At 63.3% G+C, this 15015-nt stretch carries 18 protein-coding genes; 1 reads left to right on the top strand and 17 read right to left on the bottom strand.

The window, feature by feature from the left end; all coding sequences use genetic code 11:
- Positions 1-45: 45 nt before the first annotated feature.
- From QQK95_RS19445 to QQK95_RS19410, 8 genes are all read right to left on the bottom strand, one after another.
- Entirely contained in the window at positions 46-339 is a 294-nt protein-coding gene (locus QQK95_RS19445) for a hypothetical protein (protein WP_284275683.1), read from the bottom strand.
- Between the two features lie 370 nt (positions 340-709).
- The gene (locus QQK95_RS19440; RefSeq protein ID WP_284275682.1) at positions 710-1462 is read right to left on the bottom strand and encodes a nucleotidyltransferase domain-containing protein; all 753 of its coding nucleotides are present in this window, start codon (positions 1460-1462) and stop codon (positions 710-712) included.
- A gap of 65 nt (positions 1463-1527) precedes the next feature.
- Positions 1528-2307 carry a succinate dehydrogenase iron-sulfur subunit gene (locus QQK95_RS19435; protein ID WP_010912301.1) on the bottom strand — a complete coding sequence of 260 codons (780 nt, stop codon included), beginning with the start codon at positions 2305-2307 and terminating at the stop codon, positions 1528-1530.
- Positions 2307-2744: a DUF3052 family protein gene (locus tag QQK95_RS19430; protein ID WP_284275681.1), complete on the bottom strand. Its 438-nt coding sequence runs from the start codon at positions 2742-2744 to the stop codon at positions 2307-2309. The genes QQK95_RS19435 and QQK95_RS19430 overlap by 1 nt, the downstream gene beginning before the upstream one ends.
- A 2-nt stretch (positions 2745-2746) precedes the next feature.
- The gene (gene sdhA / locus QQK95_RS19425) at positions 2747-4555 is read right to left on the bottom strand and encodes a succinate dehydrogenase flavoprotein subunit (protein WP_284275680.1); all 1809 of its coding nucleotides are present in this window, start codon (positions 4553-4555) and stop codon (positions 2747-2749) included.
- A 28-nt stretch (positions 4556-4583) separates the two neighbouring features.
- A complete protein-coding gene (gene sdhD, locus QQK95_RS19420) occupies positions 4584-4982 on the bottom strand; it encodes a succinate dehydrogenase, hydrophobic membrane anchor protein (protein ID WP_284275679.1) in 399 nt (132 codons plus the stop codon).
- 2 nt (positions 4983-4984) lie between these two features.
- Positions 4985-5404, bottom strand: coding sequence for a succinate dehydrogenase, cytochrome b556 subunit (gene sdhC / locus QQK95_RS19415; protein WP_019862010.1), 420 nt, complete (start codon positions 5402-5404; stop codon positions 4985-4987).
- A 346-nt stretch (positions 5405-5750) separates the two neighbouring features.
- Complete coding sequence (locus tag QQK95_RS19410; protein WP_284275678.1) at positions 5751-6191, bottom strand: hypothetical protein; 441 nt, start codon at positions 6189-6191, stop codon at positions 5751-5753.
- A gap of 347 nt (positions 6192-6538) precedes the next feature.
- On the opposite strand from QQK95_RS19410, the gene QQK95_RS19405 reads away from it, so the two are divergent.
- Positions 6539-6901, top strand: coding sequence for a hypothetical protein (locus QQK95_RS19405; RefSeq protein ID WP_284275677.1), 363 nt, complete (start codon positions 6539-6541; stop codon positions 6899-6901).
- A gap of 61 nt (positions 6902-6962) precedes the next feature.
- On the opposite strand, the gene QQK95_RS19400 is transcribed toward QQK95_RS19405, so the two are convergent.
- The 9 genes from QQK95_RS19400 to QQK95_RS19360 form a co-directional block, all read right to left on the bottom strand.
- Positions 6963-8174, bottom strand: a complete 1212-nt coding sequence (locus QQK95_RS19400) for a GGDEF domain-containing protein (RefSeq protein WP_284275675.1) — start codon at positions 8172-8174, stop codon at positions 6963-6965.
- A 74-nt stretch (positions 8175-8248) separates the two neighbouring features.
- Positions 8249-9445, bottom strand: a complete 1197-nt coding sequence (locus QQK95_RS19395; RefSeq protein ID WP_284275673.1) for a GGDEF domain-containing protein — start codon at positions 9443-9445, stop codon at positions 8249-8251.
- A gap of 163 nt (positions 9446-9608) precedes the next feature.
- The gene (gene leuC / locus QQK95_RS19390) at positions 9609-11018 is read right to left on the bottom strand and encodes a 3-isopropylmalate dehydratase large subunit (protein ID WP_284275671.1); all 1410 of its coding nucleotides are present in this window, start codon (positions 11016-11018) and stop codon (positions 9609-9611) included.
- 70 nt (positions 11019-11088) lie between these two features.
- Positions 11089-11301: a hypothetical protein gene (locus tag QQK95_RS19385; protein WP_284275684.1), complete on the bottom strand. Its 213-nt coding sequence runs from the start codon at positions 11299-11301 to the stop codon at positions 11089-11091.
- The gene (locus QQK95_RS19380) at positions 11302-11937 is read right to left on the bottom strand and encodes a class I SAM-dependent DNA methyltransferase (RefSeq protein WP_284275669.1); all 636 of its coding nucleotides are present in this window, start codon (positions 11935-11937) and stop codon (positions 11302-11304) included.
- Between the two features lie 51 nt (positions 11938-11988).
- On the bottom strand, positions 11989-12795 hold the full coding sequence (locus tag QQK95_RS19375; protein WP_284275667.1) for an amino acid ABC transporter permease: 807 nt from the start codon (positions 12793-12795) through the stop codon (positions 11989-11991).
- A gap of 236 nt (positions 12796-13031) precedes the next feature.
- Positions 13032-13829 (bottom strand): basic amino acid ABC transporter substrate-binding protein, encoded by a 798-nt coding sequence (locus tag QQK95_RS19370; protein WP_284275665.1) that lies wholly within the window; start codon positions 13827-13829, stop codon positions 13032-13034.
- A 158-nt stretch (positions 13830-13987) separates the two neighbouring features.
- Positions 13988-14524 carry a MarR family winged helix-turn-helix transcriptional regulator gene (locus QQK95_RS19365; RefSeq protein ID WP_284275662.1) on the bottom strand — a complete coding sequence of 179 codons (537 nt, stop codon included), beginning with the start codon at positions 14522-14524 and terminating at the stop codon, positions 13988-13990.
- A complete protein-coding gene (locus tag QQK95_RS19360; RefSeq protein WP_284275661.1) occupies positions 14521-14934 on the bottom strand; it encodes an organic hydroperoxide resistance protein in 414 nt (137 codons plus the stop codon). The genes QQK95_RS19365 and QQK95_RS19360 overlap by 4 nt, the downstream gene beginning before the upstream one ends.
- Between the last annotated feature and the right edge of the window lie 81 nt (positions 14935-15015).

The following is a 15015-nucleotide window of genomic DNA, read 5'->3' as shown; positions in this document are numbered from 1 at the left end:
CGCGCCTAACATGCTGACTTAATGACATATTCTCACAGGCGGTGTTTAAGTCGGGTCAAAATAGCCGAAGACGCTTTCCAGATAGACATAGACGAGGAACAGAAGGCAGGGGAAGAGCGAGAAATAGAGCCTGAACCACCTGCTTCCTTGCTGATCCGCCTTTTTGTCCCGGAAGCCGTCAAGCCAGAGAAGCGCGATCAAAATCCCCAGGCCGAGAGCCGCGAGCAGTCCCCTGTCCTGAAAATAGATCAGCGACACAAGCCAGGTGAGTGATCCCACTGTCGTGGCGCTGATCAATGGCCCAGATACTGAATACCCATTCACGATGAAGCCGCGCACTGATTTGCACTCGAACCGCGATCTCGAAAGTGAATATCGATGACTGTTTAAAACTATACTAAGGCAATACCAGCAACTACGCGTATCCAGCAATCAGTTACTTGAGAGCGCGCTAATATTAGTCGCCAGGATTCACTCGGCACGCCAGACCGGCAAGCGACATGTTTGAAAAGAGATCGGGCGCGGTCGGCCGCCTGGCCAGCTGGACCGCGGCGCGATCAGCAAGAACTGCCGGGCAATCTGGGCTGACAGCGTTCACGAGCCGAACATCGGCCACACCAGCCCTTCTGCGCAAGCAGCTTGGGCGGTTCGTCGGTTGCTTCCTTCAGCAACCGAGCACGCGGGCTTCGATGCGAGAGAAGGTCTTGGCTCATGGAAGGTGTTCGGCCTCGCGGCGATAAAACGCAGTTGCAAGGGCGTGTCTGCGCGCCTGGTGAGCATCATCCCGCACCGGGGCGGCAAGGTTCATTGCGTGATGACCGTAGCGCGCTTCGAGATAGCGCGCGATCGCGGTCGGGATGGGACCGGACCCCATCTCCCGCGTCCGGCTTTTCCGCTCGATCAGGCTGCGGATTTCCTCGGCTGCCGGCGCCGGCACGTCCGTCTGGTCCAGGCATTCGCCAAGGTTCATAGGCGGCAGGCAGGCAAAGCTGCGCTGATCCATCCAGTCGAGAGCCACCAGCGGGCGGATCAGATAGAACAGTTTCTTCAGCTTCACCTCGCCTGAGAAACTGCCGATCTTGGCGACATGCGAGCGCGCCAGGCCGAGATAGTGGTGGGATACCTTTACTGGATCGACGATCTCGCCCAACAGGTCGAGAAGGCGCGCGCGAAATCCCGCGACTTCCTCATAGACGATGGGCGACTTTGCCCACTCGACGATGACCGCATTGCCACCGAGCGCCAGCAGCAAGGCCTTGCGCAGATCCCAGCCACCGGCATCCATCTCGCCTTCGATCGGAAACTCGATAACGTCGCGCGGCTGTTGCAGGACGAGGTGATCCGACACGGGCCTGATATAGACAAACCGGCAGTCATCATAGTCGCTGTCGGGAGACGGAAACCCCCAGGCGCGACTGCCGCTTTCGATGGCGAACAGGATTTTTACGCCCTGGCTTCGCACCAGATCGAGTCGCGCCCGGATCGCCGCGACGGCATCCAGGGAGAAGTCGGCGGGTAACGTCAGCTTCAGACCCGCCGCTCCACCATCATCTTCTTGATCTCGGCGATCGCCTTGGCAGGGTTCAGCCCCTTCGGGCAGGTCTGCGCGCAGTTCATGATGGTGTGGCAGCGATAGAGCCGGAACGGGTCTTCGAGATTGTCGAGCCGCTCGCCCTTGGCCTCGTCGCGGCTGTCGATCAGCCAGCGATAGGCCTGCAGCAGCGTCGCGGGGCCGAGATAGCGGTCGCCGTTCCACCAGTAGCTCGGGCACGAGGTCGAGCAGCAGGCGCACAATATGCACTCATAGAGCCCGTCGAGCTTCTCGCGATCCTCATGGCTCTGCAGCCATTCCTTGGCCGGCTGCGGCGACACCGTCTTCAGCCACGGCTCGATCGAGGCATGCTGGGCGTAGAAGTTGGTGAGGTCGGGCACCAGGTCCTTCACCACCTGCATGTGCGGCAGCGGATAGACTTTCACGGCGCCGGAAATGTCGTCGCAGCCCTTGGTGCAGGCCAGCGTGTTGGAACCGTCGATGTTCATGGCGCAGGAGCCGCAAATGCCTTCTCGGCAGGAACGGCGCAAGGTCAGCGTCGGGTCGATCTTGTTCTTGATCCACAGCAGCGCGTCGAGCACCATCGGTCCGCAATCGTCCATGTCGACGAAATAGGTGTCGATGCGCGGGTTCTCGTCATCGTCCGGCGACCAGCGGTAGATGCGGTATTCCCGCAGATTGGTGGCGCCTTCCGGCTTCGGCCAGGTCTTGCCCTGCTGGATCTTCGAATTCTTGGGGAGCGTCAGTTCGACCATTACCTCAGGTCCTTTCGGATGACGAGCTTCAGCCCGGACCAGACTTCATTCACGGCTGCGACCTTGACGTCGACAAGGTCGCGCTTCAGCGCTTCGGTGCGCACGATACCCTCGGTGACGTCGGTCGGCACCTTCGATGCCTTCTTCGGCCACGACACCCAGACCATGCCGTCACGCTTGATCGCCGCCTCGACATCGCCGAGGCGATCCTCGATCTCGGCGCGCTGCCGGGTGAAGGCGTGGACGGCGTCGTATCTTTGATGGCGGCCCGAAATGTCGGACCAATCGGCCAGCCGGTCGACCTCTGCGAAATCGACGGCGCCGGCCAGGTCGTCGAGCTCCGGCGGCAGCGCGATGAAGGCGGCAGTCATGCCGTCCTTCAGGCCGAGCTTGGCCGGAAGGGGCTTGCTGGCATATCCCGTGGCCGCCAGCACCATTGTCAGTACACCCTGGCCTTGGGCGCGATCTTGGCGAGGCTGATGCCGCCGTCCTTCTCGGCCAGCAGCGGCTCGGTGTGCACCGGCCGGTAGCTAAGCGTCACCTTGCCGTCTTCGCTCACCCTGGCCAGCGTGTGCTTGCGCCAGGTGGCGTCGTCGCGCGCGGAAAAGTCTTCACGCGCATGCGCGCCACGGCTCTCCTTGCGAGCCTCGGCGCTGTAGACGGTGGTGATGGCATTGGCCATCAGGTTCTCCAGCTCCAGCGTCTCGACCAGGTCGGAATTCCAGATCATCGAACGGTCGAACACCTTGATGTCCTTGAGTTCGCCCCAGATCTGCGAAATGCGCTTGCAGCCTTTCTCCAGCGATTCCTGCGTGCGGAACACGGCGGCGTCTTCCTGCATCGCCTTCTGCATCTTCTCGCGCAGCACCGCCGTCGGCGTCGAGCCATTGGCGTGGCGCAGTCCGTCGAAGCGGTCCATGATCTTCTCGACCGAGGCTTCATTGGGCGACGGGATCGCCGACTTGCGGTCGATGACCTGGCCGGCGCGGATCGCCGCGGCGCGGCCGAACACCACCAGGTCGATCAGCGAGTTCGAGCCCAGCCGGTTGGCGCCGTGCACCGAGGCGCAGCCGGCCTCGCCGACCGCCATCAGCCCAGGCGACACCTTGTCGGGGCTGCGCGTCGTCGGGTTCAGCACTTCGCCCCAGTAATTGGTCGGCACGCCGCCCATATTGTAGTGCACCGTCGGCAGCACCGGGATCGGCTCCTTGGTCAGGTCGACGCCGGCGAAGATCTTGGCAGATTCCGAAATGCCGGGCAGCCGCTCGTGCAGCACGGCCGGATCGAGATGGTCGAGATGCAGGAAGATGTGGTCCTTGTTCTTGCCGACGCCACGGCCCTCGCGGATCTCCAGCGTCATGCAGCGCGAGACGACGTCGCGCGAGGCAAGGTCCTTGGCCGACGGCGCGTAGCGCTCCATGAAGCGCTCGCCCTCGGAATTGACGAGATAGCCGCCCTCGCCGCGGGCGCCTTCGGTGATCAAGCAGCCAGCACCGTAGATGCCGGTCGGATGGAACTGCACGAATTCCATGTCCTGCAGCGGGAAGCCGGCCCTGGCCGCCATGCCGCCGCCGTCGCCGGTGCAGGTGTGCGCGGAGGTCGCAGAGAAATAGGCGCGGCCATAGCCGCCGGTGGCCAGCACCACCATCTTGGCCGAGAAGCGATGGATGGTGCCGTCGTCGAGGTTCCAGGCAACGACGCCGGTGCAGGTGCCATCCGGCTCCATGATCAGGTCGAGGGCGAAATACTCGATGAAGAACTGCGCGTTGTTCTTCAGCGACTGGCCGTAGAGCGTGTGCAGGATGGCGTGGCCGGTGCGGTCGGCCGCCGCGCAGGTGCGCTGCACCGGCGGGCCTTCGCCGTAGTTCATCATGTGGCCGCCGAACGGCCGCTGGTAGATCTTGCCCTCTTCGGTGCGCGAGAACGGCACGCCATAGTGCTCGAGCTCGTAGACCGCGGCCGGCGCTTCGCGCACCAGATATTCCATGGCGTCGACATCGCCGAGCCAGTCCGACCCCTTGACGGTGTCGTACATGTGCCACTGCCAGGAATCGGGACCCATATTGGACAGCGAAGCGGCGATGCCGCCTTGCGCGGCCACCGTGTGCGAGCGCGTCGGGAACACTTTTGTGATGCAGGCGGTGCGCAGGCCCTGTTCGGCCATGCCGAGCGTGGCGCGCAGGCCGGCGCCGCCGGCGCCGACGACCACCACGTCGAACTTGTGGTCGACAAAATTATAGCCTGCCATTTTGGCTGATTTCGCGTCCTTGGCCAACTCAGCCTCCGAATGCCAGCTTGAGCAGGGCGAAGATCGAGGCGACGCCGACCGCTACGGTGAAAAATGTGTTGAGCGCGATCGTCGCCAGCTTCAGGCCTTCGCTGGTGATGTAGTCCTCGATGATCACCTGCATGCCGAGCCGCATATGGATCAACCCGGAGATCAGCACCAGGGCCAGCACCAGCGCCACGAACGGATTGGCAAGGGCCGCGCGCACTTCCGCGTAGCCTGAGCCGTTGAGCGCGATCAGGAAGCCGACGAAGAACAGCATCAGCGGGATGTTGGCGATGGCCGTGAGGCGCTGGCGCCAGAAATGGCCGGTGCCCTCGCGGGCGGAGCCGAGACCGCGGACTTTCGCCAGCGGCGTGCGCATATCGGTGTTGTTCTTGCCGCTCATGATCAGGCTCCCCGCGCCATGTAGCCGGCGATCCAGATCAGCAAGGTGAGCAGGACCGAGCCGACAAGCGTCGCCCAGGCGATCTTCGAGGCAGTGTGCTTTTCGAGGCCGGCGCCAGTATCCCAGACCAGGTGGCGCACGCCACCCAGCATGTGGTGCATCAGCGCCCAGGTGTAGCCGAACAGGATCAGTCGGCCGAGCCAGGTGCCGAAAGCCCAGTTGACCCAGTCGAAGGTCGCCTGCGAGCTCGCCGCCGCCATCAGCCAGACCGCGACCAGCAGCGTGCCGAAGTAAAGCGCCCCGCCGGTGATGCGATGGATGATCGACATCGTCATCGTGATCGGCGGCCGGTAGATCGTCAGGTGCGGCGAAAGTGGCCGTTCACGTCTGGCGAATTCGCGGGTGGCTGGTGATTTGCTCATGGCTCCCCCAGGTTCGGCGTCTTCGTGCATGTCGCCCAAAAGTGACCTCGGTTTTGAGAGGACGGCATGCACAAACAAGAATCCAAAGCGCGTCGCATGAATCCGTTTCGGCGCGACGCGCTTTTAGCCTCAGGTGGAAATGCGGCATTGCCGCTTTCGATTGCGACTTCGGACAGCCGGTTTCTAATGCTCTTTTTGCACCGCGTCAAAGCCAGAAAATCGTTTTGAAAACGTCATTTAGTCTGACAAAAAGGCAGGCTCGGGCTTCAATCGATTAGGGGTGGAGGACGCAAAGCCGGCTCGATATCGCTGCAGTGCAGCATACGCGACTTCTCGGCCGTGCGACCTAGCGCCTGCAGGTCTGCGGCGTCGAGCCCCTCTTCATCACCAGCGCCTCACGCCCGTCGATCACGATTGCGTTATGCGTGGCGGCTTCCTGGTAGCGGCTTGACTGGTTGGCGGGCGACGCCGCGAACTCTTCGGTCGCGCCGTTCGGCTCGATCACACGCAACGACGAGCCGAGATTCTGGATGGTGATCGCGCTGCCATTGCCGCATCCATAGGTTGCCGTACCCACTGCGGATCGCGGCGCGGTGAGATCGGTGGTGATCTTGGTTGCCGGTGCTGGAGGCGAGGATGCCGGCGGTGACGCGGCTGCGATGGACTGCTGAGCCGGCGCAGGCGAGACGACATTGGCCGCCTTCGGCGCGCCATCCTGCGGCACGCAGGCCGCAACGATGGCAAGCAAAGGGAAAACGGACACCCAAACCGTCCGGCGTAACGCCATATGCTGTCCTCCCCCCGCGGCAGACTAGCCACGATGCTGCGCCAAGATCAAGGCTGCCTCGAAGTCACCTTCGGATCCATTCGGTGCCGGCGCGATGGTGCCGCCAAGCATGGCCGAATGATGGCTGTCGGGTTTTTCCTCCAGTCGGAAATTAACCATGTTTGACGAGACATCGCCGTGCAACGCGCCGGCCTCTTAACAAAGGTTAAGAAAGAGTTAATTTCTGATTCGAGGAGGCATGCATGTCGCCCAAAAGTGCGTCAGCGGTTTTGGGACAAACGACATGCATCCAAACAAGAGATAAAAGCGCGTCGCGACGCGCTTTGGCCTCGAAAAAGGAAAACGCCATGCGCATGAACTCGAGCAAATTGCGCCTTGCTGCGCTCATTGTAGCGGCCTCGGTCGCCGGCCTGGCGACGCCCACGCTGGCCGATGGACGCCACCAGGATCGCGTCTATGCCGATTCCTTCGGCAATCTCGTCATCGACAGCGCTGCCGGCTACAAACGCATCATCGTCGGCGAAGGCAAGCTGGCCAAGAAACTGTCCGACTACACCAGCGCCGGCCAGCCCAAGGTGATCTACCAGAACGAATCCGACGAGATTTCGAGCTACGGCGATTGCTACCGGCCGCCGGTCTTCGTCAAAGGCCGCAGCTACATGTACGGGCTTTCCGACGGCGAGATGCCCGAACTCAGCCCTTGCCGCTAGAACTCTTCGCCGTTTCATGGAAACGGCGAAGAGATGGAGCGGAATGACGATCCACCAGACGTCATGCTGATCTGGAATTGATGACGACTGCGCTGGACGACCACTCGCCTCCCGGCCCGGCCGAGACACGTACGCAGTCGCGCCCGGCATTCTTCGCCAGGTAGAGCGCCTCGTCGGCGCGCCGCATGAGATCGGCGATGGTTTCGCCGGGATGAAGTTCGGCAACCCCGAAACTCGCCGTGCAGCTGACGTTCGCCGGCAGCCCGTCGATGGGCAGTGCGCCGAATGCGCTGCGCGTGCCCTCGGCGAACAGCCGCGCTGCGGCCAGATTGGTTCCCGGCAGGATTATGGCGAATTCCTCGCCGCCGATGCGGCCCGCGACATGGTGCCCGGCGGCGGCTTCGCGCAGGAAACCGGCAAAGGTCTCGATCACCCGGTCGCCGGAGGCGTGGCCGAAATTGTCGTTGATGCTCTTGAAGTGATCGAGATCGGCGATGACCAGCGCGACCGGCACGCCTTGCCGCATGGCGCCAAGCACGGCCTGCTCGGCCTGGCGCGTGAAGGCACCGCGATTGAGCAGTCTGGAAAGTGTGTCGGTCTCCGATCTCGACGTCACTTCGGCCAGCACATCGCGGACCAGGATGGCCAGCGTCAGCAGCGCCATGGCCAGGGCAAAGACGGTACCGAGCGATTGCGACACCAGCGCGTAGTTGCTTTGCAGATAGGCCTGCGGATTGGCGCCCCAGCCGCCGAGCGCATGCGCGATGAACGGCTTCGACGCGAACTGCACGGCGCTGGCGGCCAGCACCGCCATCAGGATGCGATCGAGCCGGCCACGCCTCTGCCTGGACGACCAGACGATGGCCAATCCGGCGAATTGCATGACGGCGTAGGGAAGCTGGTAGGCCATCATGCGCACCAGCGACTGGCGCGGCAGGTCTTGCACGAAATAGACGACGATGGTGGCGGCGACCAGGAAGAACAGCATCGGCGACCATGGCGGCGCCACGCCGTATTTGCGGGCCAGTCCGACGTTGAGGGCTATTGTCGCGCCAAGGAAGACCGCGAAGGCGGTGACTACCGGCAGCCGGGCATCGGTGAAGGCGGGAATGCTGAATTCGATCGCCGAATAGACCATGCCCAGGACATAGCCAGAAGCAAACCAGCGCGCCGGTGTGCGACCGACATCATGAAACGCGACCGCCATGAAGGATGCCGCCAGCAGGCCGGCAACCGACAGATTGATCAGCAGGATGAAGTTCGCGCCGCTCATCTCTTTCGCACCCCGTGCCTCACCTAAACACCGACGGGCGAAAAAGACGTTAACGTGAGCTGGGATGTGTGGCTTCAGCCGGCCCTGGACGGCTCCGGCACGAACAGCGCTTCGGGCCGTTCGTAGGACAGGCGCACGCTGTCGCGGCCGTTTTTCTTGGCCTTGTAAAGCGCCTCGTCGGCACGGCGCATCAACGGCTCCAGCGCTTCCTCGCCGCTGCGGGCCGCCACGCCGAAACTGGCGGTGACCTTGGTGTCGGCGGGAAGCCCGTCGATGCCGCCCGCCGAGTAGAGCGTGCGCACCGCCTCGGCGAACAGCCGCGCGGCGGCGAGATCGCTCAACGGCAGGAGCACGGCGAACTCCTCGCCGCCGATGCGTCCGGCAGCGCCGCGCGCGCCGGTGGCCGACCGGAGCTTGGCGGCGAAATCCGCGATCACACGATCGCCGGCGGCATGCCCGTGCACATCGTTGAGCGCCTTGAAATGATCGAGGTCGGCCAGCACCAGCGCCACCGGGAACCTGGCCACCGCGCAGTGTCGCAGAAGCTGGGCCGCGCGCTCCTCGAAGCCGCGACGGTTGAGCAGGCCCGACAGCGGATCGGTATGCGTCTCGGCCTTCAGGGCCTTCATGACGTCGAGGGCCGCGGCGGTGAACAGGCAAAGCGCGATGAGCAGCGACAGCAGCGCATGCGACAGCAGTGCCGTCGTCCAGTAGGACGAACCGTAGAACCCATCATAGCTGGTGAACGGCCCGTGCGCGATGACGACGATCAAAGTGCGCACGAAGAAGTTCAGGCCCGACAGCAGCGACAGCACGAAGAGGATCTTCTCGGTCGGGCCGTTGTTGCGCACCGGCCTGAGTTCGGCGCCGACCAGAAGGCTGAGCCCGCCGAAGGCGAAATTCATCGCCAGGATACGCCAGGTGAGATCCGGCGCGACGAACAGGAACCAGCAGAACGAGGCCAGCCCGCCACCGGCAAGCACGCCGATCGCCACATAAGGCACCTTGCGGCCATAGCGGGCGACGATGGCGCCCGACAGGCAGCAGCCGGCGATGGCGAAGCAGATGTTGGACACCAGCTTGGTCAGCACCATGCCGATAGGCAAGGTGAAATACTGGAACAGGAAGCCGGGCGCCGAAGCACAGTAGCTGAGCGCCAGCACGGCCAGATAGGGCCGGTGGCGCTGATGGGCCCATAGCACGAAGAAGGCCGCGCCGAGGGCCAGCGCGATCGTCGGATTGAGCAGCGCTATCAACAGGCCGGTGTCCAAAGGACGGTGACTTCCCCTCGCTTGACGTCAGGGAAGAGCATAGAGCGCAAGCCCAAACAAGCGGTTAAGCCCGAGCGAATATGCGGACCGCGCGGATGAAAAAGACCCCGGAGCCGCAATGCGGTCCGGGGTCCGGCAGTCGTTGGAATATGTGGACCGGAGGTTATTTCCAGTCGCGTATGTCGACGAAGTGGCCGGCGATCGCCGCCGCCGCCGCCATGGCCGGCGACACCAGATGGGTGCGGCCCTTGAAGCCTTGCCTTCCCTCGAAATTGCGGTTCGAGGTCGAGGCGCAGCGTTCATGCGGCTTCAGCCGGTCGTCGTTCATGGCAAGGCACATCGAGCAGCCCGGCTCGCGCCAGTCGAAACCGGCGGCGCGGAAGATCTTGTCGAGACCCTCGGCTTCCGCCTGTTCCTTGACCAGGCCGGAGCCCGGCACGATCATCGCGTTGACACGCGGATTCACGGTCTTGCCCTCGATCACCTTGGCGGCGGCGCGCAGATCCTCGATGCGGCCATTGGTGCAGGAGCCGATGAAGACGCGGTCGAGCGCGATGTCGGTGATCTTGGTACCCGGCGTCAGCCCCATATAATCGAGCGCGCGCTGCTTGGAAGTGCGCTTGTTCTCGTCGGCGATATCGTCCGGGTTCGGCACGATGCCTTGCACGGAGACCACATCCTCGGGCGAGGAGCCCCAGGAGACGATTGGCGGCAGCTTGGCCGCGTCGAGCACGATGACCTTGTCGAAATGCGCGCCTTCGTCGGACTGCAGCGTCTTCCAGTAGGCGAGCGCGGCATCCCAGGCAGCGCCCTTCGGCGCGCGCGGCTTGTCCTTGACATAGGCGAAGGTGGTCTCGTCGGCGGCGATCAGGCCGGCGCGCGCGCCGCCCTCGATCGACATGTTGCAGATCGTCATGCGGCCTTCCATCGACAGCGCGCGGATCGCCTCGCCGGCATATTCGATGACATAGCCGGTGCCGCCGGCGGTGCCGATCTCGCCGATGATGGCCAGGATGATGTCCTTGGCGGTGACGCCTTCCGGCAGCTGGCCGTCGACGCGCACCAGCATGTTCTTGGCCTTGCGCTGGATCAGCGTCTGTGTCGCCAGCACATGCTCGACTTCCGACGTGCCGATGCCGTGCGCCAGCGCGCCGAACGCACCATGCGTCGACGTGTGGCTGTCGCCGCAGACGATGGTCATGCCGGGCAAGGTAAAGCCCTGTTCCGGTCCGATGATGTGGACGATGCCCTGGCGGATATCGTTCTCGGAATAATATTCGACGCCAAAGTCCTTGGCGTTCTTGGCCAGCGCCTCGACCTGGATGCGGCTTTCCTCGTTCTTGATGCCGAACTTTCGCTCGGGCGAGGTCGAGACATTGTGATCGACTACGGCCAGCGTCTTTTCCGGATGGCGGACCTTGCGGCCGCTCATGCGCAGGCCTTCGAAGGCCTGCGGGCTGGTCACTTCATGGACGAGGTGGCGGTCGATATAGAGCAGGCAGGTGCCGTCGTCCTGGCGGTCGACGACGTGGTCGTCGAAAATCTTGTCGTAGAGGGTGCGCGGTGCGCTCATGTGCGTAAATCCGTCGATATGAGAATGGGAAGAGTGTAACGCCGCAAGCCCTTGGCCCGGCGAAAGCGGCCTAGCTAAGTCGGCTGGTCAAAGCGCCACAGACGCGCGCGGAGAAGCGCGACGGCAGGCGTTTTCTATCCTGCAGCACGAACCCCTTGTAAGCCGGATCGCCAAAAAGCTCTTCCATGGCGTGGCTCATATCAATGTTTTGGCTTTTCGGCAATTGCGGCGTGGCGGTGCGGCTTTCCTTCCTCCCTTGTGGGAGAAGGGAAGAACGCGGCACTCACATCACCTCGAACACAAACGTCTTCACCAGCGCGTCCGGCTCGGCGATGGCGTAACACCTGAACCACGGGCTTTGCTCGACCAGCCGCCATTTGCCTGCCTGCTCCAGTTCATCGAACACGGCCTGGAAACCGCCGCTCTCGAACACCTGGTCGCGCACGGTGAAGATGGCGTGGCCGCCCTTCCCGGTAATGCGCACCAGTTCGTGCAGGCCCGCCGCCGGCGCATGGCTGATGGTGAACACACCGGTCGAGAAGAAGGCGCGGAAATGACCATCCGGCCAGGGCAGCGGTCCGCCCAGCATCGCCTTTCTCAGCTCGCCATAGGCATTGCGGCTGCCGGCGATCTTCAGCATGTCGTCCGACAAGTCGAGCCCGGCAATATCGCCATAGCCCAGCGCCTTCAGCGACGGACCCGACAGGCCGGTGCCGCAGCCAGCGTCGAGCAGCGGCCCCTCGCCAGCCGGAACATAGCGCGCCACCCAGGCGGTGATCAGGAACGGCAGGAGATAGCCGAGCGAGGCCGTCTCGCTGTCATAGGTCGCGGCCCAGGCGGCATAGGCCTGCGCCAGCGTTTCCGGCGTGTCGGCGCCATAGACGGAATCCAGCGCCGCATTGGCCTTGTCGACGATCATGAGTACCTCCCTCGGTATCGACGGGATCGTAACCCTCTCCTCACCCGAAAACTATTCCTCGTGCTGGTGGCGCAGGCGCCGCTCCAGCGCCCTGAGCGCCAGCGACAGGCCGACGGTGAGGATGAGATAGATATAGGCCACGATCGAATAGGTCTCGAAGAAGCGGAACGAGCCGGCGGCATAGATCTTGCCCATCTGGGTGATGTCGGCGACACCGAGCACCGAGACCAGCGAGGAATCCTTGACCAGGGCGACGAAATCATTGCCGAGCGGCGGCAATATGGTGCGGATCGCCTGCGGAAAGACGATCAGCCGGAAACGTTGCGTACGACTCAGCCCAAGCGCCTTGGCCGCCTCGATCTGGCCCTTCTCGACCGCCTGGATGCCGGCGCGAAAGACCTCCGAGATGAAGGCGGAGTAGCCGATGGTCAGCGCCATGACGGCGCGCCACAGCAGCGACACGTCGCGCACCAGGAGCTCGCCGAGATAGCCGGCATTTTGCAGCGGCGAAGTCAGCGCGTTCCAGGCGGCGACGAAGGCCGGTGCGCCGGCAAAGGCGATCCAGAACAACAGCACCAGGATCGGCACGCCGCGGATGATCTCGACATAGAAGCGCGCGATCTGGCGAAGCCAGGACGACCCCGACAAGCCCATCAGCGCAACCCCGAGACCGATGATCGACGCCATGGCGAAGGCGACGACGGTGACGAAGACGGTGATGCCGATGCCCTTGGCGACCGTGGCGAAGACCTGGGCATAGAGATCGCTGGCAGCGATGAACAAGGCCGCCACCAGTGCAAGCACGGCGGCAGTTGCAAGCCACCAGGGGAATTCGGCTTTAGGGGAAGGACCCCCCATCAAAAGGATCGCGCCAAGGCACCCCCCTCTGGTCTTGCAGCGTTGGTGATTGGCGAAAGCGGAAGAAACAGCCGATCTCCCCCCTTGAGGGGGTTGAGGACGTGGTCCGCGCAGCGGACGGGAAGCCAATTGCTTGGCTTGCCGAACGACGAACGCCCGGCAGGGCAGAGGGAGGCGTTCAAGCGCAAACTCTGCCCGAATTCGTGCGCATTACCCCGCACGCGCGACAACAGGGCTTACTGCCCCATCTTGTAGTCAAGAAACCACTTCTTGTTCAGCGCATCGAGCGTGCCGTCCGCCTTGAGCGCCGCGATCGCGGCGTTGACCGGCTTCACCAGGTCCGATCCCTTGGGGAAGATGAAGCCAAAGTCCTCGGTGCCGAGCGGACCGCCGATCAGCTTGAGCTTGCCCTCGGAAGCATCGACATAGCCCTTGCCGGCGGTGCCGTCGGTCAGCACGACATCGACGTCGCCCGATTTCAGGGCCTGCACCGTGGCGCCAAAAGTCTCGAACAGTTTGATGCGCGGGTTCTGCTCATTGCCGTCGAGCACGCTGTAGACGGCGGTGTAGAAGGGCGTGGTGCCGGGCTGCGCGCCGATCAGCCCGTCCTTGAAGGCGCCGAAGGTCTTGGCGTCGGTGAAGCGGCTTTCGTCGCCGCGCACCAGCATGAACTGCTCCGAGCGCATATAGGGGTCGGAGAAATCGACCTTCTCCTTGCGGTCATCCTTGATGGTGATGCCGGTCATGCCGATGTTGTACTGCTTGTCGGAAACCGCCTGGATCATCGCGTCCCAGGAGGTGTTCTGGTACTCGACCTTGAAATTGAGCCGCTTGGCGATTTCGTTCATCGCATCATATTCCCAGCCGATCTGCTTGCCCGTCTTGGGATCGATGAACTGCAGCGGCGGATAGGCGTTTTCGGTCACCACCACCACTTTTCTGCCGCCGAGATCGGGCAGCGCCTGCGCGAAGGCGGCAACGGGCGCCAGCACGAGGGCCAGCAGGCCGGCCAGCAGCAGTTTCGATTTGGTCATGACACACTCCCGGAAAATTGAAGGCGCCCGGATGGGCTTACAGGAAATCCGGCGCCGACTTTAGCTTTCCGCATGCGCCATGCAAGACGGTCCGCCGCGTCAGCGCGCGTGAAAAGAGATTCGGATGCCCTGTATCAAGGAATTTCGGGATGATCTGGCTATGTCGAACCAGAAACCAACGCTTCCGCATCCGCCGAGGCGTCTTCCGCAACAACATTTCGCATGCCGGCAACGAGATGGGTGAGCGTAGCATGCAGCGCTTTCGCTTCACCAGGCTCCAGCGGCACGCTGCAAGCAAATGCTGCGGAAACATCTTGCGCCCGCGTGCGCAACGCCTGGCCCCTGGCCGTTGGCTCGACCAGCACGCGGCGCTCGTCGGCGGCATCGCGACGGCGGGTGACGAGCCCGCCCGCCTCCATCCGCTTCAGCAGCGGCGTCAGCGTCGCGGAATCGAGGCCCAGCGCCTCGCCAAGCGCGCCCACGGTGCTCGGCGCGTGCTCCCACAGCACCAGCATGACCAGATATTGCGGATAGGTCAGGCCGAGCGGATCGAGCAACGGCCGATAGAGCTTCGTCATCAGCCCGCTCGCCGAATAGAGCGCGAAGCAGAGCTGCTGGTCGAGTCGAGGCACCTTTACCGTCCCGGCCGCCTCCGCCGGGACGTCGCTGTGGTTCCTTGTGGTCTTTCCCGTCATGCCGCCTTTACCGAAAGCGCCACCTCGACGTTTCCCCTGATGGCGTTCGAATAGGGGCAGATATTGTGCGCTTCCGATACAAGCGCTTCCGCGGCCGCCTGATCAAGGCCTTTCGTCTCCGCCGCGAGCGCGACGCCGAGCTTGAAGCCCTCGCCATTGGGAAGCAGGCTGACGGTCGAGGTTATCGAGGCATCCGTAAGCGGCAGCTTCTGTTTGCGCGCCACGAAGCGGATGGCGCTTTCGAAGCAGGCGGCGTAGCCGACGGCGAAAAGCTGCTCGGGATTGGTGGCGCCACCCGGCCCGCCGAGCTCCTTGGCCATCGCCAGGTCGACCTTGAGCAGGCCGTCGCTGGTCTCGCCATGGCCGGCGCGGCCGCCGGTGACGTGAGCCTGTGTGGTGTAGAGTGCCATTTTTCAAATCTCCAATTATCTTGTGCACGATTATTTAGTACACAAGATAATACGTGGTCAACAACCGGATACGGTTTCCGG

It is taken from the genome of Mesorhizobium huakuii, assembly GCF_030160235.1.
Taxonomy (GTDB): Bacteria; Pseudomonadota; Alphaproteobacteria; order Rhizobiales; family Rhizobiaceae; genus Mesorhizobium; species Mesorhizobium huakuii.
Note: the sequence above shows the minus strand (reverse complement) of the source record. Positions and strands in the feature narration are given on the sequence as shown.

Excerpts from the sequence above, each read along its gene's own strand:
- QQK95_RS19435 (WP_010912301.1), bottom strand. The coding sequence starts at position 2,307 with ATGGTCGAACTGACGCTCCCCAAGAATTCGAAGATCCAGCAGGGCAAG.
- QQK95_RS19430 (WP_284275681.1), bottom strand. The coding sequence starts at position 2,744 with ATGGTGCTGGCGGCCACGGGATATGCCAGCAAGCCCCTTCCGGCCAAG.
- sdhA (WP_284275680.1), bottom strand. The coding sequence starts at position 4,555 with ATGGCAGGCTATAATTTTGTCGACCACAAGTTCGACGTGGTGGTCGTC.
- sdhD (WP_284275679.1), bottom strand. The coding sequence starts at position 4,982 with ATGAGCGGCAAGAACAACACCGATATGCGCACGCCGCTGGCGAAAGTC.
- sdhC (WP_019862010.1), bottom strand. The coding sequence starts at position 5,404 with ATGAGCAAATCACCAGCCACCCGCGAATTCGCCAGACGTGAACGGCCA.
- QQK95_RS19410 (WP_284275678.1), bottom strand. The coding sequence starts at position 6,191 with ATGGCGTTACGCCGGACGGTTTGGGTGTCCGTTTTCCCTTTGCTTGCC.
- QQK95_RS19405 (WP_284275677.1), top strand. The coding sequence starts at position 6,539 with ATGCGCATGAACTCGAGCAAATTGCGCCTTGCTGCGCTCATTGTAGCG.
- QQK95_RS19400 (WP_284275675.1), bottom strand. The coding sequence starts at position 8,174 with ATGAGCGGCGCGAACTTCATCCTGCTGATCAATCTGTCGGTTGCCGGC.
- leuC (WP_284275671.1), bottom strand. The coding sequence starts at position 11,018 with ATGAGCGCACCGCGCACCCTCTACGACAAGATTTTCGACGACCACGTC.
- QQK95_RS19380 (WP_284275669.1), bottom strand. The coding sequence starts at position 11,937 with ATGATCGTCGACAAGGCCAATGCGGCGCTGGATTCCGTCTATGGCGCC.
- QQK95_RS19375 (WP_284275667.1), bottom strand. The coding sequence starts at position 12,795 with ATGGGGGGTCCTTCCCCTAAAGCCGAATTCCCCTGGTGGCTTGCAACT.
- QQK95_RS19370 (WP_284275665.1), bottom strand. The coding sequence starts at position 13,829 with ATGACCAAATCGAAACTGCTGCTGGCCGGCCTGCTGGCCCTCGTGCTG.
- QQK95_RS19365 (WP_284275662.1), bottom strand. The coding sequence starts at position 14,524 with ATGACGGGAAAGACCACAAGGAACCACAGCGACGTCCCGGCGGAGGCG.
- QQK95_RS19360 (WP_284275661.1), bottom strand. The coding sequence starts at position 14,934 with ATGGCACTCTACACCACACAGGCTCACGTCACCGGCGGCCGCGCCGGC.